Origin of the sequence: Zoogloea sp., from assembly GCF_030157465.1 — a bacterium.
GTDB lineage: Bacteria > Pseudomonadota > Gammaproteobacteria > Burkholderiales > Rhodocyclaceae > Zoogloea.
This window is the reverse complement of sequence record NZ_JAOAUU010000024.1, coordinates 1-24,696: the sequence shown is the minus strand read 5'-3', so window position 1 is coordinate 24,696 and position 24,696 is coordinate 1. Positions and strand designations below refer to the sequence as shown.

The 24,696-nt window shown below is 54.8% G+C and carries 20 protein-coding genes; all 20 read right to left on the bottom strand.

Features of this window, described 5'->3' with window-relative positions:
- Nucleotides 1-184: 184 nt before the first annotated feature.
- Nucleotides 185-1,834: a glucose-6-phosphate isomerase gene (gene pgi, locus Q1W26_RS03470; RefSeq protein ID WP_300435913.1), complete on the bottom strand. Its 1,650-nt coding sequence runs from the start codon at nt 1,832-1,834 to the stop codon at nt 185-187.
- A 212-nt stretch (nt 1,835-2,046) separates the two neighbouring features.
- Nucleotides 2,047-2,232, bottom strand: coding sequence for a hypothetical protein (locus Q1W26_RS03465; RefSeq protein ID WP_300435911.1), 186 nt, complete (start codon nt 2,230-2,232; stop codon nt 2,047-2,049).
- 50 nt (nt 2,233-2,282) lie between these two features.
- Nucleotides 2,283-3,698, bottom strand: coding sequence for a mannose-1-phosphate guanylyltransferase/mannose-6-phosphate isomerase (locus tag Q1W26_RS03460; protein ID WP_300435908.1), 1,416 nt, complete (start codon nt 3,696-3,698; stop codon nt 2,283-2,285).
- 149 nt (nt 3,699-3,847) lie between these two features.
- Complete coding sequence (locus Q1W26_RS03455; protein ID WP_300435905.1) at nt 3,848-4,909, bottom strand: glycosyltransferase family 4 protein; 1,062 nt, start codon at nt 4,907-4,909, stop codon at nt 3,848-3,850.
- Between the two features lie 309 nt (nt 4,910-5,218).
- On the bottom strand, nt 5,219-6,310 hold the full coding sequence (locus Q1W26_RS03450; RefSeq protein ID WP_300435902.1) for a glycosyltransferase family 4 protein: 1,092 nt from the start codon (nt 6,308-6,310) through the stop codon (nt 5,219-5,221).
- An 87-nt stretch (nt 6,311-6,397) separates the two neighbouring features.
- A complete protein-coding gene (locus tag Q1W26_RS03445) occupies nt 6,398-7,579 on the bottom strand; it encodes an O-antigen ligase family protein (RefSeq protein ID WP_300435900.1) in 1,182 nt (393 codons plus the stop codon).
- A gap of 56 nt (nt 7,580-7,635) precedes the next feature.
- Nucleotides 7,636-8,991, bottom strand: coding sequence for a hypothetical protein (locus Q1W26_RS03440; RefSeq protein WP_300435897.1), 1,356 nt, complete (start codon nt 8,989-8,991; stop codon nt 7,636-7,638).
- 112 nt (nt 8,992-9,103) lie between these two features.
- A complete protein-coding gene (locus tag Q1W26_RS03435; RefSeq protein WP_300435895.1) occupies nt 9,104-9,706 on the bottom strand; it encodes an acyltransferase in 603 nt (200 codons plus the stop codon).
- Nucleotides 9,687-10,922 carry a hypothetical protein gene (locus Q1W26_RS03430; protein ID WP_300435891.1) on the bottom strand — a complete coding sequence of 412 codons (1,236 nt, stop codon included), beginning with the start codon at nt 10,920-10,922 and terminating at the stop codon, nt 9,687-9,689. Before Q1W26_RS03430 ends, Q1W26_RS03435 begins: the two co-directional genes overlap by 20 nt.
- 101 nt (nt 10,923-11,023) lie before the next feature.
- Nucleotides 11,024-11,722 carry an acylneuraminate cytidylyltransferase family protein gene (locus tag Q1W26_RS03425; RefSeq protein WP_300435889.1) on the bottom strand — a complete coding sequence of 233 codons (699 nt, stop codon included), beginning with the start codon at nt 11,720-11,722 and terminating at the stop codon, nt 11,024-11,026.
- A complete protein-coding gene (locus tag Q1W26_RS03420) occupies nt 11,719-12,771 on the bottom strand; it encodes a nucleotidyltransferase family protein (protein WP_300435887.1) in 1,053 nt (350 codons plus the stop codon). Before Q1W26_RS03420 ends, Q1W26_RS03425 begins: the two co-directional genes overlap by 4 nt.
- Nucleotides 12,772-12,888: 117 nt before the next feature.
- Nucleotides 12,889-14,055: a UDP-N-acetylglucosamine 2-epimerase gene (gene neuC / locus Q1W26_RS03415; RefSeq protein ID WP_300435886.1), complete on the bottom strand. Its 1,167-nt coding sequence runs from the start codon at nt 14,053-14,055 to the stop codon at nt 12,889-12,891.
- Nucleotides 14,052-15,053, bottom strand: a complete 1,002-nt coding sequence (gene neuB, locus Q1W26_RS03410; protein ID WP_300435884.1) for an N-acetylneuraminate synthase — start codon at nt 15,051-15,053, stop codon at nt 14,052-14,054. The genes neuC and neuB overlap by 4 nt, the downstream gene beginning before the upstream one ends.
- Nucleotides 15,050-15,685, bottom strand: a complete 636-nt coding sequence (locus Q1W26_RS03405; RefSeq protein WP_300435882.1) for a hypothetical protein — start codon at nt 15,683-15,685, stop codon at nt 15,050-15,052. Before Q1W26_RS03405 ends, neuB begins: the two co-directional genes overlap by 4 nt.
- Nucleotides 15,682-16,836 carry a LegC family aminotransferase gene (locus Q1W26_RS03400; protein ID WP_300435881.1) on the bottom strand — a complete coding sequence of 385 codons (1,155 nt, stop codon included), beginning with the start codon at nt 16,834-16,836 and terminating at the stop codon, nt 15,682-15,684. Before Q1W26_RS03400 ends, Q1W26_RS03405 begins: the two co-directional genes overlap by 4 nt.
- 13 nt (nt 16,837-16,849) lie before the next feature.
- Nucleotides 16,850-17,827 carry an NAD-dependent 4,6-dehydratase LegB gene (locus tag Q1W26_RS03395; protein WP_300435879.1) on the bottom strand — a complete coding sequence of 326 codons (978 nt, stop codon included), beginning with the start codon at nt 17,825-17,827 and terminating at the stop codon, nt 16,850-16,852.
- Nucleotides 17,828-17,962: 135 nt separating this feature from the next.
- Entirely contained in the window at nt 17,963-20,200 is a 2,238-nt protein-coding gene (locus Q1W26_RS03390; protein WP_300435877.1) for a polysaccharide biosynthesis tyrosine autokinase, read from the bottom strand.
- A gap of 164 nt (nt 20,201-20,364) precedes the next feature.
- On the bottom strand, nt 20,365-21,606 hold the full coding sequence (locus Q1W26_RS03385) for a polysaccharide export protein (protein ID WP_300435875.1): 1,242 nt from the start codon (nt 21,604-21,606) through the stop codon (nt 20,365-20,367).
- A gap of 454 nt (nt 21,607-22,060) precedes the next feature.
- Complete coding sequence (locus Q1W26_RS03380) at nt 22,061-22,498, bottom strand: low molecular weight protein-tyrosine-phosphatase (protein WP_300435873.1); 438 nt, start codon at nt 22,496-22,498, stop codon at nt 22,061-22,063.
- A 23-nt stretch (nt 22,499-22,521) separates the two neighbouring features.
- Nucleotides 22,522-24,015, bottom strand: a complete 1,494-nt coding sequence (locus tag Q1W26_RS03375) for an MraY family glycosyltransferase (protein WP_300435871.1) — start codon at nt 24,013-24,015, stop codon at nt 22,522-22,524.
- Between the last annotated feature and the right edge of the window lie 681 nt (nt 24,016-24,696).

The following is a 24,696-nucleotide window of genomic DNA, read 5'->3' as shown; positions in this document are numbered from 1 at the left end:
CTTTGCCGCCTCTTTCGTGAGCATCCGGTAGCCTGGAGGCGGTGTCTGTAGGGGCTTGGGTAGGTCGGGTTAGCGAAGCGTAACCCGACATCGGACGTGTCCATCGACGTTCATGTTGGTGTCGGGTTACGCCCTGCGGGCTAACCCGACCTACCCGCGCTGAAGTCGCCCCTACAGTCCGGACTCAAAAATCCCCGTATTCCCTGCACCAGGCAATCAGCGCGCGGGTCGATTGATCCAGGCCTTCCGTATCGGATTCGCCGCGCAGCGCGGGAAGGAGGCGGCCGGCGAGCTGCTTGCCCAGCTCCACGCCCCATTGATCGAAAGAGTTGATCCCCCAGATCACGCCCTGCACAAAAACCTTGTGCTCATAGAGCGCAAGCAACAGCCCCAGATGGTAGGCATCGATGCGCGGCATGATGATCGTCGTCGACGGCTGATTGCCCGCAAAAACCTTATGGGGCAACAGCGCCGCCATCTGCTCGGCCGGCACACCGGCTGCCTCCAGTTCGGCACGCGCCTCTTCCTCGGTCTTGCCAAAAGCCAGCGCGGCGCTTTGTGCAAGAAAGTTGGCCATCAGCGGCGCCTGATGCCCCGGCAGGGGATGGTCGCTTTGCGCGCTGGCAATGAAATCGCATGGAACCAGCCAGCCACCCTGATGCAGCAGCTGAAAGAACGCATGCTGCCCGTTCGAGCCGATTTCACCCCACACAATCGGATTGGCCTGACACGACAAGGGCTGACCATCACGCCCCACCGTCTTGCCGTTCGACTCCATTTCAAGCTGCTGCAGGAAGGACGGCAAAAAGCGCAAGGACTCGTGATACGGCAACACCGCACTGGTGCCCGCGCCCAGAAAGTTGGTGTTCCAGATCCCGATCAGCGCCATCAACACCGGCAGATTCTTCTCCAGCGGCGCCTCGCGAAAGTGGGTGTCCATCGCCTGCGCACCCGAAAGCAGACGCTCGAAACCGTTCATCCCGATCGCCAGCGCAATTGGCAAGCCCACCGCCGACCACAGCGAATAGCGCCCGCCCACCCAATCCCACAAGCGGAAGACGTTCTGGGCCGGCAGCCCGAAGGCCCGCGCCTGCTCTTCATTGGCGGTGACCGCCACAAAATGCAGGGGCAGCGCGCGCTTCGCATCCTCCCCCGCCGCCGCACACAGCCACTCCCGGGCGGTATGGGCGTTGATCATGGTTTCTTGCGTCGTGAAGGTCTTGCTCGCCACCACAAACAACGTGGAGCGCGGATCCAGCTGCTCGATCAGCTTGGCAAGGTGGGCGCTATCGATGTTCGACACGAAATGCATGTTAAGACCCGGATGCTGATAGGCCGACAGCGCCCGCACCACCACCTTCGGCCCCAGATCCGAGCCGCCAATACCGATATTCACCACATCCCGAATCGCCTCGCCGGAAAAACCCCGCCACAAGCCAGCGCGCACCCGATCGGAAAACTGCCGCATGTGCGCCCGCACCGCGCGCACTTCCGGCATCACGTCCATCTCGGCATTGGGAAACGGCTCAAGCGTCAGGTGACGCAAGGCCGGATGCAGAACGGCACGGTCTTCGCTGACATTGATCTTCTCACCGGAAAAGAACCGATCACGCCACGCGTCGAGCCCGGAATCCCGCGCCAGCGCCAGCAGCAGATCAAGCGTTTCAAGATCCACGCGCTGCTTGGAAAAATCCACCAGCAGGCCGTCCAACTCAAACGAGAGGCGGGAAAAGCGTTGTGGATCGCTGGCGAACAGCTCACGCAGGTGACGGGAGGGCAAGCTCTCACGCAAGGCGGACAAGGCCTGCCACGAGGCGCTTTTTGTAATAGGCATAAGGATCAATTCCGCTTCTGAAACCAGTCAATTTGACCGGCATTTTACAAGCCGAGAATCCACTCGCCAGCGATACTTTCTCGTTTCTCGAGTGATCGTGAACCTTCCCGGCTCGAACAGAAGCAGAAAGCCCCGCGGGCTGCCCCTTGAAAGGAGGAGCGCTGGTGTCAGCGCCACATCAGGCTAGATCAACCTCCCCTGCCTACCAACCGCTACAGGGTATGCAGGCGATCCGATTTAGCCCCGATATGCTCCATGGCCTTGCCGTTCCACAGGGCCGGACAATGGCCGTGTTTGCTCTGGCCGGCGAGCACCGTGCCGCCCTTTTCGAGGATGTGCGCAGTGTCGGTACCGACCAGAACGTTGCAGCCTTCGCTGAGGGAACAAAGGGGGCACATGCCCCCTTTGTACTTGCAAGCACGGCATGCGCCGTTGGTTCGGACGCGGCCTACTTGGTCCGTCCATACTGGTCGTCGAAGCGCACGATGTCGTCCTCGCCCAGGTAGGAGCCTGATTGCACCTCGATCAGTTCCAGCGGCACCTTGCCCGGGTTTTCCAGTCGATGTCTTTCGCCCAGGGGAATGTAGGTCGACTGGTTCTCCCCGAGCAAAATATCCCGGTCGCCGTTGACTACGCGCGCCGTGCCCTTCACGACTATCCAGTGCTCCGCGCGGTGATAATGCATTTGGAGGCTGAGCGCCGCGCCCGGATTCACGACGATACGCTTGACCTGGAAACGCTCACCCGCATCGATACCCTCGTAACTGCCCCACGGACGCAGCACGCACCGGTGGAACATCGACTCCCCACGGCCTTCGGCATTGAGGCGCTCGACAATCCTCTTCACGTCCTGCGCGCGATCTTTGGTCGTCACCAGCGTCACATCCGCCGTCTCGACGATCACCAGATTCTCGACCCCGATCGCGGCCACCATACGGTTCTCTGCACGGATGTAGCAATCGTGCACATCCTCGACAAGCACATCACCCGTCAGGGTGTTGCCGGACGCATCACGGTCTACCACCTCGGACAACGCAGACCACGAACCCACGTCGCTCCAGCCAAGGTCAGCCGCCTCTACCACCGCCGCCCGGCTCGTATGCTCCATCACCGCATAGTCGATGGACTCCGACGGACAAACCGAAAAAGCCGCTTCATCCAGACGCAGAAAGTCCAAATCCGCTTTGGCTTGTGACACGGCCAGCCGCGCCTGCTTGAGCATCGCCGGCTGATGGACAGCCAGTTCTTCCAGATACACCGAAGCTTTCAGAACGAAGATGCCGCTGTTCCAGTAATAGCCCCCATCCGCAAGAAACTCTTCGGCGATCTCGCGATCAGGCTTCTCGACGAAAGCCTGGACCTCATAGGCACCATCATTCAGCCCCTTCCCGCGACGGATATAACCGTAGCCGGTATGAGGCGATTCCGGCTTGATGCCAAAGGTCACCAGATAATCCTCCTGCGCAAGGCTGGCTGCACGCTCCACATAGCGACGCAGCTTCTCCTCATCGAGTATCACGTGATCAGACGGCCAGACAAGCAGGACTGCGCTCGGATCCATACGAAGCGCGACCAAAGCCGCAACCGCCACCGCCGGAGCCGTGTTGCGACCCACCGGCTCCAGCAGGATCGAAGAAGGCTTCACGTTGATTGCGCGCAATTGCTCCGCAACGATAAAGCGCTGCTCCGCATTGCTGATAACGATGGGCGCAGCGAGATCGGGCATGTCCTTGATACGCAGCGTGGTCTGCTGTAGCAGGGTTTTTTCCCCCGTCAGCGCGAGAAACTGCTTCGGGTAGGCAGAACGGGAGAGCGGCCACATGCGGGTACCACTGCCACCGGAAAGGATCACAGGAATCAGCATTCAAAAACACCTCATATCAAAATACCGTCTTGCCCCCCCAACAGAATACGTGGTCAGAGCAGTGCGCCATTCACTAATACATTCGCAATGTCTTCCCCAATCCTAACAGGGCATCGAAATACAAAAACTCAACACAGATTGCTAAAAATCTAATGCGTGAAGACTGGATGCCGGCTAAGCAAATCAGAGACTTGGACAACGAGACCATTGAGTTGAGAACTCCACTCGTGCTTTCTTTCTACATAACTTCTTCCATTCTCAGCAATCTGAAGCGCCCATTCGTTGCGCTCCCAAACCTGCTTGATCATCTTCACGTAATCCATCGGCTCATCCGCCACAAGTACGTCATGATTCGGAATGGCCGAAAAGCCTTCAAGCCCAATAGACGACGTAATCACTGGGAGCCCTAACGCCATGTACTCAAGAACTTTGTTCTGAACACCCGCTGCCAAGCGGACTGGGCAGACGCCGACCCGTGCATCTACAACAGCATCCGCTACATTATCAACGGCGCCGGTAACCTCGACGTTCGCATAAGCCCGCAAACGCTCGGCATCGTTATCAGAAATTTTCCCAACCACACGAAAAACCGCATCCAGTTCCCGGGGGACGAGCGGCATAACCTGCTCCGCAAAATATATACACGCATCCATATTCTGAACACTTGTCATGTTCCCAATATAAGCAATCACTGGTTTGGACTCACGCCTCGTCGAAAATGGAAAATTCTTCAGATCGACACCGTTTGAACAAACCAAGATTTTTTCAGAAGGACGCCCCTCGAGAAGGAAATCACGATCAGTAGAAGAGACAAGCGTTACCAAACTGAACTCATCAATTGCCCTTCGCTCATACCGAAGCAATCGTGAGGCCTCGATTGTGTACACCCATTCCTTAAGGCTCTTCTTACCGCCTCGAGCCTTCACCCTTTCATAATTCAGGGATATGGCATCCGTCATCTCGAGAACGGTTGGAATATTCTTAAGAGCCCGAACGTAATCACCTGTTCGAATTAGATGTGCCAAACAAAGTTCGTGATGAGGCAAAAGTTCGTTCAAAGCATCCCGAAACTCAGCCGATCTATAGTAAGCAACTTGGAGCGGAGTTCTTGTAGGCAAGGCAAAAAGAACATTCAATTGCGATCGCCATTTTGGCAAAAAAACCCGATGAATAGATGCAAAGACTCCATCATCTGGAGCCTGCATTTTCATTTCGGCCTCGGTCTCACACAGACTCAACAAGGTAAGTCGATAATGCTTTGACAGCTCCTTGCACACATAATAAATGCGAAGGCGGTCACCACCTACGACAGGATAAGGGTACCTTGGCGTCAGAATTAGCAGTCGAGGCTGAGTCGCAATTTCAGAAGAATTCATAGTCCAAACACCACGCCACACTTAAATAAATCAACACATCTGAGCACGCACCTAAAAGCTGCGTTACCACGCCCCTAAAAGAAGAATAAGGAGCGATCAATACTCCCAACCAAACCACAACAGCGACCACTATCGCGCGAATACCTATTGCGTTAAACGCTTCCACTCACTTACCGCGTACCCCAGAGAAAACTCTACAGGGGGATTAAACTCACAATTTTCCAACGCAACGTTATCAATGGCACCCGCAAACGCCTCTTTAGTACCAACTACCACTACACCACCGCACTCAAGAATTCGATCATTGAGGCCTCTAACAGCATGTGGCAACGCAACCACAAAAACCCCGTTCGAAAGAGCCTCGCATATTTTGACGTTAACTCCCGCGCCACTAACTATAGGCGCAACAAAAACATCTATAGATGACCAATAATCTTTAATATCGGGTATGTATCCCGGAAATTCAAAATTCGCACATCTCGGTTGCCTATCTCGCATCGACTTTTGAATTTGACTATCGCCCCATCCTGATCCTGCAAAGACAACATCTACCTCCCTGGAAACAAGGGGAAGAATCTCATCGACGAGAATATCTACAGCTTCTCGATTGGGCCGCCAACCCGCTTCACCTAAAAAGCCGAGACGCAATTTCCTGCCAGACGTTACTGACAAACTCCCCGATAGAACATTTACATTGAATACTGGGTAAATCGTCGCGACATTTCCACAGAACTTTCGAAACCAACTCGCCTCTGCCGATGAAATGGTTACAACACCGTCAACAGACTTGACGAGGCCAATCTCAAACCTCATCACCCATTTCCGATAAATTTCCCTGAAAAACCTCGGAATCTTGGAAAGCTTATAGGCAATAAGCTCAGACTCAATATTATGCGCGATATAAATCTGCATCTTCGAGCTAAAAATCTCTCGCGCGACTGCCGCCTCAAGATGATCTATCACAACTAGATCCCAGTGAGCTGATCGAAACTCCCTAGGAATACGCGACAAAGCGCCGGAATGAAAAATGACATTGGGCGGAAGCAGTCTGAACAGCCCAAAGAGTATGGAAAAAAATAGACGCAGAAACCTAGAGCCGAACAGCTGGACGTCAGAAAGCACGAGCAACGAAACATCGTAGTCCCCAGACATCGCTTCCAGTATTGACTTGCTATACCGTACGCCCCCCGACTCTTTGACCAAACCTATAGTCGTAATAAAAAGAGCTTTCTTCATACAACCTTTGTATTGATCAATTTAAAAAAGCGCATTCAAAATAGTTAAACACCGGCTGTAAAACTCGGAGCAAAAATCCGCATCCGACTACCGAAATTCCGATCGTTCAGCCAACGAAACGCCCCTAATCTCAATCTTATTCGAAGCCTCTTTCCCGACCCGAGGAAACCGAATAAAAAACATCCCAAGAAACAAGGGGTGGATAAATGCTCCAGAAAAGAAAAGCATCGAAAAAACCAGAACAAAAAACGATCTATACCCTAGCGCCTTAATCGCAGAAGCGAGATACGCAGAGAGAATAACCAGAAATCCGAAAAACCCACTGCTAAAAATTATAAAAACCCATCCATTATCTATGTTGGTGTTATAAACATCATCACCTTCAAAAGTAAGCTTTAACAGATAAATGAAATTATTATAATTTCTAGAAATGTACTCAGCATGCAGTCCAAAGCCAGATCCAAACCAAAAATTATTCTCGACCGTGTAATCCAGAAGCATCGCAGTAGCGATGAACCTTAGCTCAGCACTTCGGTCATCGCCACCCTTGAAGAAATTTTCAATTCGATCAAAAAGAAAACCACCAAAATCCGAAACATACAGCATGCTCAATGCAAAAACAGCCACTAGGGAAAGCGCGAAGAACCTGCCAATCAAGGCTTTAGAAAGCGGCTTGCTAAAAAAAAGAGCGATGAAAGAAATCCCTAAAACAAAAAGCCCCGAACCAGACAAGGAAAGAAAAACCAAGCCAATCAGTGCTGAAATCACAAAATAATCCACTTTCTTTTTTACTGCACCGTAAGACAGCAGCAAAAAACAAAGCATTGCGCTAAACAAGCCGAGAAAACTAGGCTCGGCGAAGAGAAAGCTAAATCGCTTTGCCCCACTTTCATCTATAAAATAGAAAAGAGAGGCTAGTTCGGTTCCGAGAGTCAAAGTGGACGCGTAAGCACCAAAAGCATAGATCTTGGCGAAAAGCGATACATGATCTTGATTGAATTCAATTCTTGCCAAACTAAGAAAAATACAAAGCGTGGCAAAGTGCACGAGCGTATTTATAGATTTAGAAGTCGGCTCAAATCCATGCAGGAAAAGCCCCGCCCCGTAGGAGCAGATCCCGAAAATAACAAATATGGCAACCTTCCTATCAAGGTAGATCTTCCTGCCAGACTTCAGCGAATATAGCGCCAAAGCCATCGAGGCACCGTAACCTAAGAAAGGTAGCGGGGACCAATACAACATCACAACAACGAGCCAACCAAAGAACATACTTCACTCCAGCAAACTCGAGTAGTTAAAAATTAACGATCAGAAAAAAGACGCTATCACATTTTTTCAATAAATCGATCAATCAAAGTATTGATGCAACGGATATTGGCCGGGGTGGTTACTTCGGGAAAAATCGTGGGATCGTGAACAAACCCCAGAACCCCAAACCCATCAAGGTGCAAATCATTAAAAACATTCACAGAGGAAAAGCTTTCCAAAAGGGAGGTAAGCTTTGAAAAATCCTCAACCTTATACACAAACTGTGAGTAAGAATAGAAAATATCGGAAAAAACAATAGCCGGTATTCCAGCTGAAATCGCTTCCAATGCAGCGGTTCCTGCAATTGTCGCCACAGCATACGAGATCTTAATTATCACCGAAGAAGATATATTCCGATTCGCATAAACAACCCTTCCAGTGGCAAGAAGTCTAGAGAGTTTGAAGGGATCTCTAATTGAAAACGCGTTCGGGTGATCTTTAATAACGAGCACGTAGCCCTCATCGGTCGCGGCAAGTATCTTTTCAGCGATCTCAAACTGATCGTTGCTCTCCTCCGCAACGAAATCCGGGGTCGCCTCTGGCTGTATATGCAGCGGCATATAAATTATCTTTCGCCCAGCGACCATAGTCACCAACTGATCGTATGTAGCCGCGTACGCCTTAGAACGTCGAATACGGCCATAGAACTTCCGATACGCGATCTTCGCTATTCCATAGCCTTTATAATAAAAACTATTTCTTCGGTAATCCCTTAACTGCCCGTCAACATTGAATAAATTCCTCACAGACCGACTGATGCTATATTTTTCGGCTGCATTGTGCTTCTTCAGCTTCTCGCAAAGCGAATAGTACGAAACTTCTTCTTCACTCGAATCATTCAACGTTTCAGGATTCTCACTTATTGATTTATAGGAGTGAGCATCATCAAACATGACTATTTTATTCTTCGCCAGCGGCAGATTGAGAATGTGCCGATACCGATAGCCATTGCGAGTACTCCATCTGTAGAATGCGTGCTCGTTTGCCCAGCTAATTTCTCCCAATACAATCTTCGGGTTGAGTCGTTGAACCAGGCCCGAAAATACTGTTAGCTGAGTATCGATTATCCTTCTTGCAATCTCATAGGGATAGTGCCGAAGAACACGATCTCGCCCAATAGATTTTTTGTACTCACTTTCATGCTTACGGTACTCATCGGAAACTAACAGCGACATAGAGCGAGGCATCAGGTGGTAGCTCAACCCCCGCCGCTGACACTCTTTGGCCTTATCGCGGCTGAACACTATAAAGAACCATCGATGAGCACTACTACGCGCGACCTCTGCGTACAAATAAAAGTTATTGAAATTATCTACGTAGAGAATATCGCATTCGCGACCATTATCGCATTCGACAGAATGGGACTTATGCATTTCCTTCACTTCTCCACATATAGACAAATCAATAACCATTTCACTAAAAAACCCAATTAGCGCATTACAACCAAGACCTGCTTATACCAAAAAACCCACAACACCAAGCCAGCTAAATAAAATGATGACTATTTTTTTTTGAAACGTAGGTGTTTTTAATATCACCTAGACGCAAACGATTTTTTCTAAACTTAATAAAAACCGCTGGATTTCCACCATACACTCCATATTCTTCGGTACTTTTTGTAACAACACTACCTGCTGCGATAACGCTATATCGCGCAATTTCAACCCCTGGCATTATGAAAGCACCTTGACCTATCCACGCATAGTCACCAATGGTGACTTTCTTGCATATATTTCTTTCGTCAAAAGGAAGCAACTCCAAATCATCCGAATCGTAATTGTGATTGGAGCTAAAAACTGTTACAGCCTCTCCCAACACGACGCCTCGGCCAATCGATATGCCACCACCACCAAATATTTTTGACCAAGGCCCTATATAAATCTCACTATCAAACTCAATATTCTCTGGATTTGAAATCCTAACAAAATCATGGATTAGAACTTTTTCACCACACTTCCGGAGGGAATATCTATTAACACGCCGCAGGTGGGAAAACGCACCAACAAACAACTTAATTCTTCCAATAACGCTCGACAACATAGCTAATCTAAACCCTAAATCCAAAACCTCATCTCGAGCCGACACCATTTATTGAGCCAACTCCAATGAGATAAAATCTAACAAATAGAACGGACTTTATAGCAAGCACCATAAAAAAAGATGCACACAAGGCTATTGGAACAACTAATTCATGGCGATACAGAACATCCCTAAGAAAAAAAACACCTAAAAAAAATCCAATGAAGCCAAACACATGAGACGCCAAGATGTGGACATCTTTACGAATCGCATACAGACCATAGTGCGGAACCATACTCAATCCGTACAAAATCATCGCTCCGAGCAACCAAAAGTACAAAAAGGAGAACCGATCATACGCAGGCTTTGAAATCCACTCCACTAGCCAAGGCAGTGCGATCAAACTGATAACCGTAAAGAGCAAAGATGCAATACACACCTGACCAAGCATTCCAGCTATTTTTCTCTTAAAAAGATCATGCTTTTTTTCATTAAAATACCGAATCAAGTCTGGATACGCAAAAACAAAGACTCCCGCATCTAAGAATGTCATCAGCGCCGACGCGACGCCGATATAAAACACATAGACACCCACCGACTCCACACCCATTAATGACTCGAAGTAAAACCGGTCAAACGTCAGAAGAGCTCTAATCGACAGCGTTCCAACCAAGAAAAAAAGTGAAGTTTTTACACCATTAAACACCCAAGCCCAATCAATAGACTCTTTCCATCCGCCAATATTTAGCTGGGTAATTCTTTTGATGGAAATTGCAAGAGCCAGAACGCACGCCAAGCTCCAACAGATAAAGACGGTGTTTATGTTGCGCATCTCGCTCGAAGTTGCCATAAGCAGGATAGCCACAACAATCCATAGACCCTGTCTAATAAACAGGACAAAACTTGAAAAAAGCGGCTCTGCGGTAATAACATGAAGACGATTAAGCTCTTGGCAGCAGAATTCCAGTAACGCCAGCGCGCTCATCCACGCTACAACTTCCTTTGAATAAGCAGCATACTCTGCTAAAAAAAACATTACTAAAAGAAAAACCCCGTACATACCTGAAGAGAGTGCGACTTGGCCTTTTAAGTAACGTCCCCACGATTTTTTCTCTAATTCGAGTAACTCTCTGTTTGAGTAGACATAGAAATCGAGCCCTATGACATAAAGCGAAAATGCAACAGCCCCGCCGACAAGACCATATACACCCAAATCCGAAGGCTCTAGTAATTTGGCCAGAAAAAAAACAAGAAAAAAACGAAGAAGTAGGGTTGCGCCTCGCAACCCTACATTCAGGAACCTAGAATAAATTCTGTACACAAGGAAACCGACGAATAAGCCAACGATTTATCATCACAATCTTTAAAAGCCGAATTACCTCAAAACTAAGTTACCTTCTCTGCTTCCAGTAACTTTTCGGCATCTCGCCAATCACTCTCGGTATCAATGTCAATACTCTCCCTCAAATCTGACATCATCAAAGGGATAGAGTTGGGCGTAAGAAACTTACCCGCAGCTCTTAAAGATGCGGGCGAAATTAAATAAACCGCGCCATTTACAGCCCAAGCCGGCTCTAGATCTTGTGATCGCCCGCCTAATGACTCCCAGCCGAGGAATGGATCCAATGAGTCGTTAGTACAACGAAAGCACCATGCTGGATGACAAGAAGCCGGACTTAACCCAACAACAGGGCGTTGCCCACCGCCAGCAACAAAAACCTCGACACTATTTTTTATCGTTTTTGAGGTACGGAATGGAGACGTTGGCTGCAACAACAGCAAAGCGTCCACCGCACCGTAAATTGCCTCATATCGCTCTAATTCATAGAGAGCGACATCCACACTCGAAGCGGTATCCGAGGAAAGATGTGGAGGTCGAATTCCGAGGAAGTTAGCTCCATAGCGCTGCGCCACCCCCGCAATTGCATCATCATCCGTAGATACAATGATGTCGCAAAAAACAGTGCTTTCCTTTGCCGCAACAATAGTCCAAGAAATCAAAGGCTTGTCGCCAAGAACCCGAATGTTCTTACCAGGCAATCGCTTTGAACCACCTCTTGCCGGAATTAACCCCAAAATCCTCATTTGAGGATCGACTCGAACTCAGTTTGAGCACGCTTGAAGTCTTCCATGCGTCCGATGTCCAGCCAGTATTCATGTACCGGGAACATGGTTACATCACGCCCGACTCCAATCTCCTGCTCAAGAAGCGTCGGCATGTCCACCTTGATACCTGGCTGGACGCTCTTCACCAACTCGGGAGACAACACATAGACGCCAGCATTCACAAAGAATTTCTGAATCGGCTTTTCCACCATTGACCGAATCAGGTGACCCTCGCTCTGGATGACTCCATAAGGAACCTGGTATTCGTATTCCCGCACGCACATAGTGGCCACGCCCTTGTTCTCGTTATGAAAATCGAGAAGTTCGCGATAATTGAGCGTGGTGAGCAGATCCCCGTTCATCATGAGCATCGGCTCGTTGATCTCGTCGTGGGGTAGCAGGCCCACAGCGCCGCCAGTGCCGAGCGGAGTTTCTTCGTGGGTGTAGCGGATGCTGACGCCCCAACGCTTGCCGTCACCGAAATAGTCGCGGACCATCTCGGGCAGATAGTGGGTAGAGATAAAGAAGCGGTGAAAGCCAGCCTGGATGAAACGTTCGAGAATCAGCTCGAGAATGGGCTTGTCGCCGACTTTAAGGAGCGGCTTGGGGCAATCGTTGGTAAGCGGGTACAGGCGGGTACCAAAGCCGCCGGCCATCAGGAACACCGGATTGTTCAGCAAGCGCTTATCGAGCAAGCCGTGGAGGGTTTCCAGACCGACCACCCGATTTTCCACATCTACCACCGGCAACTGCAGCAACTGAGTGCTTTCCATCACCGCCAGTACGCGCTCGCGACTCCAGTCGCGCTGGGCGACTTGAGGAGTGGCGCACATCACCTGGCTAACGGGGACGTTGAGGGACTGATGGCGCAGCAGGGCCCGACGTACATCGCCGTCAGTCAGCGTGCCAAGCAGACGGCGCTCGTCATCGACAACGATGGCGATGCGCAGGGCGCTGCGATCCATAGTCGCAATAGCGTCTTCCAGCACAACCTGCGGTCCAATAAGAGCAGATTCCCAATTTTTCATGTCAGGCACTTCCAGATGTCCAAATAAATTTTTATTTCAATCGGCTGGCAGCGCCGAGGCGGATCAGCGGGTCGACGAGGACGGATTCCCAACTTTTCACGGTGGGGCGTTCCTGAGTCAGGCTGTAAAACCGAGGTTGTAGAAGGATTTCTTCAGGATCCCGTCGAGCGGATAGTCCTTGAGGATCTGCACGATTTTTTCACTGGCACCTCCGTTCCCATAGGGATTCACCATGGTAGGCAGGGACTGGCGGAACTCCGCTGAGTACAGATGCTGAAGTGCGGCATGGATCGCTTGCCGCTCGGGCGGGCAGTTGATCACGCTGTCGGCTGCGAGACGACCCTTCTGACGATCACCGATGTTGACCGTGCCAATGCCCATGCTTGGCGCTTCCGCCAGTCCGCTCGAAGAGTTGCCGACGACTCCGTCGACGAGCTTCATGCAAGACAGATAGCGCAACTGGCCGAGGGATGAATAAACGCGAGCGTTCGGATGTGTGGCGACAAAGGCATCCACCATGGCGGCCAGTTCCCGTCCTCCGGTATCTGCGTTGGGCATGGTGAAGATCAGATGGGTGTCGTCCAGCTCACCAAGTGCAGCAAGAAGCTCCGCCATCTGTTGCCCCGAACTTTGGCCCTCGAGAGTCACAGGGTGAAAGGTGATCAATAGGTTCCGTAGTCCCAGCTTGAAATCGAGGGATGCTTCCAGAGCAGCCCGGTCAAGCAGGGTGATTCGGTTGATCGCATCAATGCCCAAGCCCCCCACCAGAAACACGCGCTCGGGCTGCTCACCGAGTTGGATGACCCTCTTTCGGTAGTCCTCGGCGGCCACGAAGTGAAGGTGGGACATCTTGGTGATGGAATGGCGAATGGCTTCGTCGAAAGCGCCTTCAGTGGTCTCGCCACCGTGCAGGTGTGCCACTGGAATACCGGCGATCAGCGCAGCGGCGGTTGCGGCAAAAATTTCGAAGCGGTCACCGAGCACGACGATCAGGTCAGGGGAAAGACGGGCGTAAGCGTCGGCGTAGCCGATCATGCCCAGCCCCATCGACTTGGTAACGGCAGTGGCGGTATCGGCGCTCAGGAGCATCTCGACCCGGGCGTCGATGGCAAAGCCAGCCTGCTCGATTTCCTGATAGGTCAGCCCGAACTCGGGAGACAGGTGCATGCCGGTTGCCAACACCTGCAGCTCGAGGCCCGGTGTTTGTTGTATCTCTTGCATGAGCCAGCGCATCAGGCCGAATTCGGCTCGAGTACCGGTAACGACACAGATCTTGCGGCTCATAACTCAATCAACTCGTCAGCAGCGAAGTCACGCGGTGCGGGACGGCCGATCACCTCGTCCCAGCGCATCGGCGAGATGCCGGTACCAGGGCGCTTGGTGTCAAGGTTGTCAGCGCAGAAGGCTTCACCTGCCCGGATGGGACGGCTGGCTACGAGGGATTTGCGGGCGATTGGTTTGTTTTTGAGCTCGCTGGCGCTGGGACGCTTGATGCCGTCGCCAAGGGCTCGCTCGATGTTGCGGATGGCGTCGACCATCGCCTTCAGTTCGTGGGGCTCCAGACTGGCCTGGTGGTCCGGGCCTGGCAGCTGCCGGTCGAGGGTGAAGTGCTTTTCGATCACCGTGGCGCCAAGGGCAACGGCAGCGATGGGGATCTCGATGCCGGGCGTGTGATCGGAATAGCCGACCTCAACGCCGAAGGCGGCCTTCAGGCTGATCATCGCCCGCAGGTTTACGTCTTCCATCGGGGTGGGGTATTCGGTCGTGCAGTGCAGGATCGTGATGAGATTGCGCGGCGTGCCGGCCTTTTCGATGACCTCCACCGCAGCTTCGATGTCCCCCAGACCAGCCATTCCGGTAGAGAGGATTACCGGCATGCCAAGGCGTGTCATGTAGCGCAGTAGTGGCAGATTGGTCAGCTCGCCCGACGGAATCTTGACCTGGTTCAACCCCAGCTCGACCAGCATGTCAAAGCTTTGGGTGTCGAAGGCTGTCGAAAAGAAGCCGATGCCATGGCGCCGGCACTCCTCGATCAGTTCTTCGTGGTCGGCCCTCGACAGTTCGAGTTTGCGCACCATCTCGTACTGACTTTCGTCAGCGCCGGTAGTGCCTTTCTGGTACTCGGCTTTGGGAGCCTCTCGTGAAATGCTCTTGCCGGTGATGAAGCTCTGAAATTTCACCAGATCGGCACCGGCTGCAGCAGCGCTGGCCACCAACTGTTTGGCGAGGTCAAGGCTTCCGTTGTGATTAACGCCGGCTTCGGCAATGATCAGAGTTTTCATTTGATTTTCTTGGCGGGAATGCCGACATAAACCGAGTTGGGTTCGCAGGCCTTTACGACTACAGAGCCGGAACCAATGACAGTATCTGCACCAATATGGAGCTTGGTATCTCCCTGGCCCTGATTGATGGCAGCACCGGTACCGATCCAACAACGTGGGCCGATATGCACGTTGCCCGAGATGTGGGCCCCAGGAGCCAGATTGACAAATTCGTCGACGATGACGTCGTGGCCGATGGTGGCATTCAGGTTAAAGATGCCGAAGTCACCGACTTGAATATTGTTTGTGAAGCGCACGCCTGCACAGACAACAACACCTTGGCGGGCCTCCACGATCTGCCGCTGGCCTTGGCCAAAGGTTGCGCTGGGGTGGATCAAATTGGCAAACTTCAATTGGCCGGCAAAGCGTCGGGCAACTTTTTGTCGTGTGACGTTTTCACCAATCCCGATGGCAAAACCAATTTCACGGTAGCCGTCGACCTCGCTTTCCAGGATCACGTTGCCGGGAAAGTTCCATGCGTCCAGTTCCGCTTGGTCGCGGGCAATGTAGAGCGGTTGGTGGCCAAGCTCCAAAGCGATATCGCCGACCTCTCTCGCAAAACCCGACGTCCCGAATATGCCGATAAGATTCATTCGCTGATCTCCTTGGGCAGCACGCTGCTGGGCAGGTTGACCACTCGCGCTTCCAGCCATTCGGCGTTGGAGAGATCGCCCTTGCGGCAGTGGGCGTAAATGGGCAGGCGGTTCATCAGCGCCCAGATCGGGCGGCTCATCACGCCCTTGTCGTTGGTGGCTTTGAGGAGGGCGTCGCGCTGTTCGTGGCTGGAGCAGATGACGGCATTGAGCCAGTAGTTGGAGCGGCACTCCGCGGGTTCGGTGACAAATTGCAGCTCGCTGCCGGCCAGGTGGGCGGCGTAGCGGGCGGCCAGCTCGCGCTTGGTGGCGATGAAGGCTTCGAGCTGTTCGAGCTGGGCGCAGCCGAGGGCGGCATTGAGATTGGGCAGGCGGTAGTTGTAGCCGAGCTCGTCGTGCACGTATTCGTAGGGGTGCGGCTTCTTGGCGGTGGTGGTGAGGTGCTTGGCGCGGGCGCCGAGTTCCTCGCCGGCGAGGATCATGCCGCCACCGCCAGTGGTGATGATCTTGTTGCCGTTGTAGCTGAGGGTGCCGAGGGCACCGAACGTGCCGGTGTGGCGGCCCTTGTAAAAGCTGCCGAGGGATTCAGCGGCATCTTCGACCAGGGCCAGCTTCCAGCGGGCACAGACATCCACCAGCCCATCCAGGTCGGCCGGGTGGCCGAAGGTGTGCATGGGCACGCAGGCGCGGATCACCTGGCCGTTGTCGCGGGTGCGGCACAAGCCGTCGTCGCCGACGCGGGCGTTGTCGGTGAGCCAGGTTTCCAGGGCTCCGGGTGACAGGCCGAGGGTGTGGCGGTCCACGTCGATAAAGACGGGCTCGGCGCTGCAGTAGGCGATTGCGTTGCAGGTGGCGACGAAGGTGAGCGGCTGGGTGATGACCAGCTCGCCCGGCTCGACGCCGGCCAGTTGCAGGGCGATGTGCAGGGCCGCGGTGCCGTTCACCGTGGCGACGGCCCGCGGGCTGCCGGTGTAGGCGGCGGTGTCGCGCTCGAAGCGGTCCACGTAGGCGCCGACGCTGGAGACGAAGGTGGAGTCGAGGGTGTCGGTGACGTAGTCGCGCTCACGGCCGGCGAACACCGGGGCGTGAAGCGGGATGAAGTCGTCACTGCGGTATTGCTCGCGGACAAAGCGGATCAGGGCGTCAAACATGGGCTCGGTCAGCTTAGACGTTGTAGATGTCGGCTTTGTACTTGGCGAGGTTCTCCGGGCGGGTGAACCATTCGACGGTGGCGGCCAGGCCCGCGCGGATGTCGTATTCCGGTTGGAAACCAGTCAGTTCGCGGATCTTGGTGTTGTCACACCACAGGCGGAACACTTCTGACTTGCCCGGACGGATGCGCTGCTCGTCGGTGAGGAATTCCACGTCGCTGTTCATCAGTTCGCGGATCAGATTGAGGGTGTCGCCCACCGAAATCTCGAAGTTGGAGCCGATGTTCACGGTTTCGCCGATGGCTTTGTCACAGCGGGCCAGTTCAAGGAAGCCGCGGCAGGTGTCGGCGACATAGTTGAAGTCGCGGGTGGGGCTCACGTCACCGAGCTGGATCTGCTTCTTGCCGTTGGCGATCTGGCTGATGATGGTCGGGATGACTGCGCGGGCGGATTGGCGCGGCCCGTAGGTGTTGAAGGGCCGGGCGATGGTGAGCGGCAGGTCGAAGGCGTTGAAGAAGCTCATCGCCATGGCGTCGGCGCCAATCTTGGAGGCGCTGTAGGGCGATTGGGGCTGGAGCGGGTGTTTCTCGTCGATGGGCACGTACAAGGCCGTGCCGTAAACCTCGCTGGTGGAGGTATGGATGACGCGCTTGACGCCGTTCTCGAGCGCTGCCTGGCAGATGTTGAGGGTGCCCTTCACGTTGGTATCCACGTAGCTGTCCGGAGCCACGTAGGAGTAGGGAATGGCGATCAGCGCGGCCAGGTGGAAGACGATGTCCACGTCCTTGGTGATGTGCTTGCAGTAGTGCGGGTCACGCACGTCGCCGTTGAGAACCTCGATATCCTTGCGGCAGTCCACGTCTTCCAGCCAGCCCCAGTAGTTGAAGGAGTTGTACTGGGACAGGGCCTTGACCTTGTAGCCCTCGCGGACCAGCAGTTCGGTGAGGTGGGAGCCGATAAAGCCGTCGGCACCGGTGATCAGGACGTTCATTTAATTGACCTTTTGAGCTCAGCGGCAGAAAAAAACAAAATTTTAATCAAATCAGGTAAAGCATTAGCTGACACTTAAAAATCAGCTATCTACTTTTTAAAATCACACTTACCGCGCTTAGCGATAGACGTATGGTTAGGATTGCTTGTACGAATAGCGATAAACATATCCCTTATACCCATACCGATAACGCTGCCGATCGGTGTTCAAATCATTGAACACAAACCCCTTCACCGTAACACCCGCATGATTCAGGCGTTTGACAGCCTGCTCCAGCTCCTGGATCGGGTGATGCCCGGCACGGGCAACCATCAGCGTGGCACCAACCTGGCGGCCGATAATCGCGGCGTCGGATACAGCAAGGATTGGCGGGGCATCGACGATCAGGGTGTCGAATTGCTTGCCAAGCTGTTCGAGCAATTGCTCGAAACGCAGGTGCATCAGCAATTCAGAGGGGTTTGGCGGAATCTGGCCGGTTGTTACCACCCACAGGTTGGGGATTGCTGTGGGCTTGACGATGTCTTCAAGGGAGACTGTTCCGGCGACGTATTCGCTCACACCCACTTCGCGACGCAGGCCGAATTCCTTGTTGATGTGGCCTCTGCGCAAGTCGGCGTCGATAATCACGACGCGTGACCCGGCCTGGGCCAGCACGGCGCCAAGGTTCTTGGAGATGAAGCTCTTGCCAAGGCCGGGGCTGGAACCGGTGATCAGCAGCGAATTGTGCTCGGCGTCCATCAGCGCAAAGTGAATCGTGGTTCTCAGGCCACGCAGACTTTCGATGGCGTCGTCTTCGGGGTTGGTCACGGCCAGCAATTCGCCCGGCCCCTTCGACTTGCGGGCGCGGCTGAAGAGCGCCACTTCGTCGGAGCTGTGCGGCACGGTGGCGTAAACCGGCAGGCCGAGTTTGGATTCGATGACTTCGGGGTCTTCAACCACAACGCGCAGCGAACGCCGAATCCAGATGATCGCCATGCTGGCAATCAGGCCCAGCAAGGTTGCGATGACCAGGATCGCCGGTTTCTTCAAGCCCACCGGTTCGCTGGCGGCGGCGGCGGCATCCACGATGCGCACATCGCCGACGGTGCCGGCCTTGGATACCTTGAGCTGCTGGGATGTGTTGACGAGGTTGGTGTACAGGGTGGTGGAGACTTCCACATCCCGAGCCAGTTGCAGCACCTTGTGCTGGGTGTCCGGCAGCTTGTTCACGTCTGCGTCAAACTGGGCGCGGCGCTCCTTGAGGCGTTGCAAGCGCTGGTCAACGGCCTGCACCCGGGGGTGCTCGGCGGTAAAGCTCTGGCGCAGTTCGTCCCGCTCCTGGCGCAGGGCGACGATCTGGTTATCCACCTCGACCACAGACTGCAGCACGCTCTGGGTTTCGAGGTTCAGATCGAGGGAGCCGCGAGACTGGCGGTAGTTGTTGTAGGCGGCCTCGGCAGCGTCCATTTCCTTTTTCAGGGCCGGGAGCTGGGTCTCGAGGAACTTGAGGGTTTTTTCGGCTTCTGCGGAGCGCTGGTCCACGTTTTGCCGCACGTAGGTGTTCATGATGTCGTCCAGCACCAGGACGATCTTGTCGATGTCCGGGCCGGTGAGGCTGGCTTCGAGGATGCTTGATTTTTTGCCGCGCTCTTTTACAACAAAGCCTTCGCGCAGCTTCTTGATGGCCATTTCCTGGGATTGCTTGACCAGCACAAAACGGGTGCCCGGGTTGGCCTGCAGCTTGGCCACAAAAATCTCGTATTTATTGCCACTGGCCCGCTCGCCTGTCTTGCCGCTGAGGATTTCATCACCGTCCTCGTCGAGCAGGCTGTAACGGCCGCCCTCCCCGGCTACCAGCATCAGGGGCTTGTCCAGCGCGGCGCGGGGCACGTCCAGCGCGTCCACCCGGGCTTCTTCGCCGCCCCAGGCGTAGCTGTTCAGGCCCAGCCAGGGGCTGGCAGGTGCGTCACCCTTGTAGCGGCGGGCCATGGCACGGCCAATCACAGGAAAGGTCTTGGGGGTGACTGCGATGTCGAGCTTGAGCTTGTTGATCACCCGGCCAAGCACCATGCGGGACGTGAGGATCTCCTGTTCGGCCGCAACGGTGGTGTTGTCGCCCAGCAGCGGGCCCAGGTCTTTCATCATGGCAGACATGCCGCCAGTGCTTTTTTCTTCTACCTGGATCAGCCCGTCGGCTTTATAAACCGGCTTGGCCACAAAGGAGTAGGCGCCGCCCAGCACGAGAAAAGCGGAGGTGATGGTGGCCACCAGCCAGCGGTGCTCCATGACAACGGCGACAATCTCGCCTACCGCCAGCCCTTCATCTTCGTCGTTCGACGTTGTTATCTGCTGGCCTGGGATGAGCGCGGAGGGCTTGATGTTTTCGTTTTCCATTGACGATCAACTTTTCGTTTGTCTCTTGCGGGAGCCGGCAACTTGCCAACCTCGGCTGTTGTGGCCTGGCCCGCCAGGCCCGCGGCGCGGCGCCTGCGTCCGATTGATCGGGCAGGCGTTGGCGCTGCGTGGGGATTTATGTCATGAGAGCTGCGCGGCCGGGCTTACTGGCGTCCGTTGAACAGCGGGTATTTGGCACCGCTCAACTGGAAGAGCGTCTGGGCAGTCGGCAGGATGTTGGTAACCACGCGGTTCCAGCGCACCACGTCGGCCGTATCCACATAGACGATGTCACGCGGCTGGAGCGTGAAGCGGTCGGCCAGCAGCATGGAATCGGGCGAGCTGCCGTCGAGGTGGAAGAGTTCCGGCACGTCGGATTCGCCGCGCATTACGTAGATCCACTTGGGATTGGAACGATCCTGGGCAATGTAGCCCGCGTCCGCCAGGGCTTCGGCCAGCGTGGAGCGCTTCTTGGACATGATGAGCGAGCCGGGCTTGGCGACTTCGCCGAGCACAAAGATCTTGTTGAAGCTGCGATCCTGCACGTTAAGGATGTCGCCGGGCTCGAGCAGCGCGTTTTGCTCGGTGGCGCCGGCTTCGTACATGGCCTGGATATCCACCCGGTAGGTGGTGCCCTTGCGGGTGAGCAGCACGCGGCTGTGATCGGCCTCGGGGCCGAAGCCGCCGGCGCGGTTAACGGCTTCAAGCACCGTCATCGGAATATCGGTCACTTCCTGCAGGCCGGGCTTGATCACTTCGCCCACAACGTAAACACGCTTGCTGCGAAAGGCAGCCATGCGCACGTCAAGCTGAACCTTCTCGATAAACTTGGAAAGCCGGCTGGCGAGAAGGTCGCGCACCTGACGGGTGGTTTTGCCGGCCACCTGCAGGGCGCCCACGTAGGGGTAATAGATGGTGCCGTCTTCGGTAACAACGGTGCCGGCCTGGTCGGCGGAGCGGTACTGGCCGGCAGGTGTGGTGAGTTCGGGGTGGTCCCAGACGATGATGCTGAGGATGTCGCCCGGGCCGATCTTGTAGTCGGGCGTAGCCTGCACCGCATTGGCAGACTTGCCGGCGTTGGCAGTGAGGTTGCCGTTGGTGGCGGTTGGGCGCTGCGGTGCGGCGGCCTTGAGCTGCTCGATGATCAGTTCGGCGGTGATCGGCTTGATCGCCACGTTTTCTGGAACCGGCTCGGCTGCATCGGAAGTGCGAACCGGCAGCTTGACGGAGGATTTCTCGTCGCGCAGGGAATAGGCACGATCACCCGGCACGATGGCGCAGGCGCCGAGGGATGCACAAAGGGCTGCGAGCAGCCATCCACGGACGTGGCCGACTCGGGTGCGGGCCGGACGGCCAGCGAGCGACACATCGGGCGCCGTAGCGCCCCCATTAATAACTTGCTTCATGGATTCCCTGATTCTGGTGATTGAACGACACCCAGAATGATAATTGACAATGCATTACATCCAAGGCAGTAGGACACGAACTGGCTCATGAACCAGGCGGCTCAAGCGCTCCCCGTGGGTCGGACTTCGATCCGACAACACTGGTTGAACGATCGCTGTCGGACTGAAGTCCGACCCACAAGGGCGGGGCGACTGGGGCAGTGGCTCATGAGCACGCTCCACCGGAACAAGCTTGAAAGCACCTGTAGGTCGGACTTCAGTCCGACAACACGGGCTGAACGATCGCTGTCGGACTGAAGTCCGACCCACAAAGGGCGGGGCGACTGGGGCAGTGGCTCATGAGCACGCTCCACCGGAACAAGCTTGAAAGCACCTGTAGGTCGGACTTCAGTCCGACAACACGGGCTGAACGATCGCTGTCGGACTGAAGTCCGACCCACAAAGGCGGGCATGTTTATAGACGCTTGAGCCATGCCGCGACGCCCTCGTCGATCAACTTCACCGATTCGTCCCACACCGCGCGGGAGCGCTTGTAGGGGTCTGGCACTTCCTGTTTTTGCCAGTGGCCCAGCAGAAAGGTTTTACCGCGCACGGTGGGGTCGATATCGCCCAGCGCATCACGGTGATGGCCTTCCATGACCAGCACCAGCTCGGCCCAGCGACACAAGGCTACGCTTGCCTGCTGGGCCCTGTGGGGGCCAAGGTCGAGCCCCCGTTCCTGCATCATTTCAATCGCGGTGGGGTCGGCCGGATGATTGACCAGGGCGCCGACGCCCGCAGAACGCACCTCGGGCTTGCGCCCGGCTTTGATCAGCGCGTCTCGAAGCAGGAATTCGGCTACGGGGCTACGGCAGATGTTGCCAGTACAGACAACCAGGATTCGTTCGTACAAAAGACAGGCTCCGCTTTAGACCGTTACCGGGCCAGCACGCTGGATTCGCCAGCCGCGCTATCCACGCTGTAGATCAGGGTTCCCTTGCCGGTGGAGCGACGCTCGGAGAAACGACGCTCTGCGCCTGCAGCCTTGCGGCCAACCCGCCGCTCATGAGACGCCTGGCGCTCGACAAACTGCCGGATGCGCACGCCCGGCACACTGCGAAGTTCGCGGCGCAGCGCGGCGATGATGCGGCTGATCTGAACCTGGGTCTGGTCCTGGTCGTCACACAGCAATCTGATGACACCGAAATACTTGCCGTCAGCCGCAGGGGGCCGGGGTGCATAGACGCGGAAGCGGAAGTCGGAATACGGGCTGATGGTTGAATTGAGTAGCGCGGAAATTTCGCTCAGCGAATCAGGGGACAAACCGCTCACATGCACGCCCACCGCATGCACCGACGTAAAACCGAGCACGCGTTGAATGCGGCGCAGCAGCGGAACCAGTCGCCACGGGCGCAGCAAAACGTAAAAGCACAGCGCGAACACGCACAGGAAGGCAATCAGCATGCTTCCTTCGCCCACGCCGGCGTACATGCCGAGCAATCCGACCCCCCCAAAACAGGCCTGCAGGAAGGCGAGCACCAGAACCGTATCCTGCACACGAAAGCCGGCACGCAGAAACAGGTGATGGAGGTGGTTACGGTCGGCATGAAAGGGAGAGCGGCCCAGCCACATGCGGCGCAGCATCACGCAGAGCGTGTCGATCAGCGGAACGGCAAAAAGCCACAAGGTGGTGATCGGCGTGATGGCGCGCGGGGAACCGTCGGTCATCTGGGATAAATCCGACAGCAGCCAGGCAAAAACAAAACCCAGCAACATGCTGCCGTTGTCGCCCAGGAAGCAACGGGCACGACGCTGACGAAAATAGCGCAGATTGAAATACAGGAAACCGGCAACACCACCCGCGAGGATGAGGAGCATCGAAAAGTAGGCCATGTCACCCGCCAGATAAACGGCAAGGGCGATCAGCAGCAAACTCACGATGGACAACGAACCCGACAGACCATCGATGCCATCGATCATGTTGAGCGCATTGATTGCACCAATGGTTGCCAGCAGGGTGAGCGGCACCGCCACAAAGCCCAGCTCGAGCACGTCGTCGGAGAACAGGTAGCCGAGATCGGAGATCACCACCCCGCCCCAGAACACCATGATCAGACCGACGGCGGCCTGAACAAAAAACCGGATCTTGAAATTGAGATTGAGGATGTCGTCGGCAAAGCCGGTTGCAAACAGCGCCACGGCGCCAAACAGGAAGGCATACAGGCGTTCGCCGAACTGCTCGTAAAACTGGCTGACGACAGCCAGCCCGCACAGGGTTGCCGTGATAACACCCACGCCACCGACAAACGGCGTGACGGTGTCATGCGCCTTGTGCCCGCCCGGCTTATCCACAACGCCCAGCTTGTGCGCCGCAATAATCGCGTAACGGATGGCAACCGCCGATACGACGAAACCCAGCAGAAAAAGCATTAGCAAAAACATTCACTCAACCCCTGCCGCAAGCCCACACGACCCAAGATCCGCTCGACTCACATATTGCGATGCCGGGGGGAACAACCGTGAAACCCAAAAGAACAGAGACCGCAAACCCGCCTCCATCAAACCCGCCGCACCGCAGTACGCCGGCACCGAATTCTATAAAACATTGCAAACCGTTCGCGAGCGAATAATTCACATAACATTGGAAGTTCAGGATCAGAGCAACATTTCCCGCCCCATGCCAAACAAGCCGCGGAGCCGAGTGACTGAACGACTTGGTGATTTTTCACTGCGAAACGTTTTAAGCAAAATTCATACCAAACACAAAACCCATACAAATCAGACAGGTATATTTTCACGAAACAGTTTTTTTCAAAAAGTGTAAAATTTACCGACACATTTCACATTCGACCACACAAGCCCCAGCCGGAACTGCAGTCAAGACACAGAGAGATTTCTCACACAGATCCGAGCACAACAAACAGCCAGGCCCGCACAGGTTTTATTAACCCGGCCCTTTGCTTCAAGCTGAGCGGGCAGTCGGTTCAGCAGAGGACGACTGAAGTCGCTCCCACATCAGCCCAGGGCGAGCGGCAGTCGGTACTTGATGGTCGCGAAAGAACTGAACGAGTGAACGCAAAAAAGGGAGCTTACGCTCCCTTTTTTACATTT

Excerpts from the sequence above, each read along its gene's own strand:
- pgi (WP_300435913.1), bottom strand. The coding sequence starts at position 1,834 with ATGCCTATTACAAAAAGCGCCTCGTGGCAGGCCTTGTCCGCCTTGCGT.
- Q1W26_RS03465 (WP_300435911.1), bottom strand. The coding sequence starts at position 2,232 with ATGTGCCCCCTTTGTTCCCTCAGCGAAGGCTGCAACGTTCTGGTCGGT.
- Q1W26_RS03460 (WP_300435908.1), bottom strand. The coding sequence starts at position 3,698 with ATGCTGATTCCTGTGATCCTTTCCGGTGGCAGTGGTACCCGCATGTGG.
- Q1W26_RS03455 (WP_300435905.1), bottom strand. The coding sequence starts at position 4,909 with ATGAAAATGCAGGCTCCAGATGATGGAGTCTTTGCATCTATTCATCGG.
- Q1W26_RS03450 (WP_300435902.1), bottom strand. The coding sequence starts at position 6,310 with ATGAAGAAAGCTCTTTTTATTACGACTATAGGTTTGGTCAAAGAGTCG.
- Q1W26_RS03445 (WP_300435900.1), bottom strand. The coding sequence starts at position 7,579 with ATGTTCTTTGGTTGGCTCGTTGTTGTGATGTTGTATTGGTCCCCGCTA.
- Q1W26_RS03440 (WP_300435897.1), bottom strand. The coding sequence starts at position 8,991 with ATGCATAAGTCCCATTCTGTCGAATGCGATAATGGTCGCGAATGCGAT.
- Q1W26_RS03435 (WP_300435895.1), bottom strand. The coding sequence starts at position 9,706 with ATGGTGTCGGCTCGAGATGAGGTTTTGGATTTAGGGTTTAGATTAGCT.
- Q1W26_RS03425 (WP_300435889.1), bottom strand. The coding sequence starts at position 11,722 with ATGAGGATTTTGGGGTTAATTCCGGCAAGAGGTGGTTCAAAGCGATTG.
- Q1W26_RS03420 (WP_300435887.1), bottom strand. The coding sequence starts at position 12,771 with ATGAAAAATTGGGAATCTGCTCTTATTGGACCGCAGGTTGTGCTGGAA.
- neuC (WP_300435886.1), bottom strand. The coding sequence starts at position 14,055 with ATGAGCCGCAAGATCTGTGTCGTTACCGGTACTCGAGCCGAATTCGGC.
- neuB (WP_300435884.1), bottom strand. The coding sequence starts at position 15,053 with ATGAAAACTCTGATCATTGCCGAAGCCGGCGTTAATCACAACGGAAGC.
- Q1W26_RS03405 (WP_300435882.1), bottom strand. The coding sequence starts at position 15,685 with ATGAATCTTATCGGCATATTCGGGACGTCGGGTTTTGCGAGAGAGGTC.
- Q1W26_RS03400 (WP_300435881.1), bottom strand. The coding sequence starts at position 16,836 with ATGTTTGACGCCCTGATCCGCTTTGTCCGCGAGCAATACCGCAGTGAC.
- Q1W26_RS03395 (WP_300435879.1), bottom strand. The coding sequence starts at position 17,827 with ATGAACGTCCTGATCACCGGTGCCGACGGCTTTATCGGCTCCCACCTC.
- Q1W26_RS03390 (WP_300435877.1), bottom strand. The coding sequence starts at position 20,200 with ATGGAAAACGAAAACATCAAGCCCTCCGCGCTCATCCCAGGCCAGCAG.
- Q1W26_RS03385 (WP_300435875.1), bottom strand. The coding sequence starts at position 21,606 with ATGAAGCAAGTTATTAATGGGGGCGCTACGGCGCCCGATGTGTCGCTC.
- Q1W26_RS03375 (WP_300435871.1), bottom strand. The coding sequence starts at position 24,015 with ATGCTTTTTCTGCTGGGTTTCGTCGTATCGGCGGTTGCCATCCGTTAC.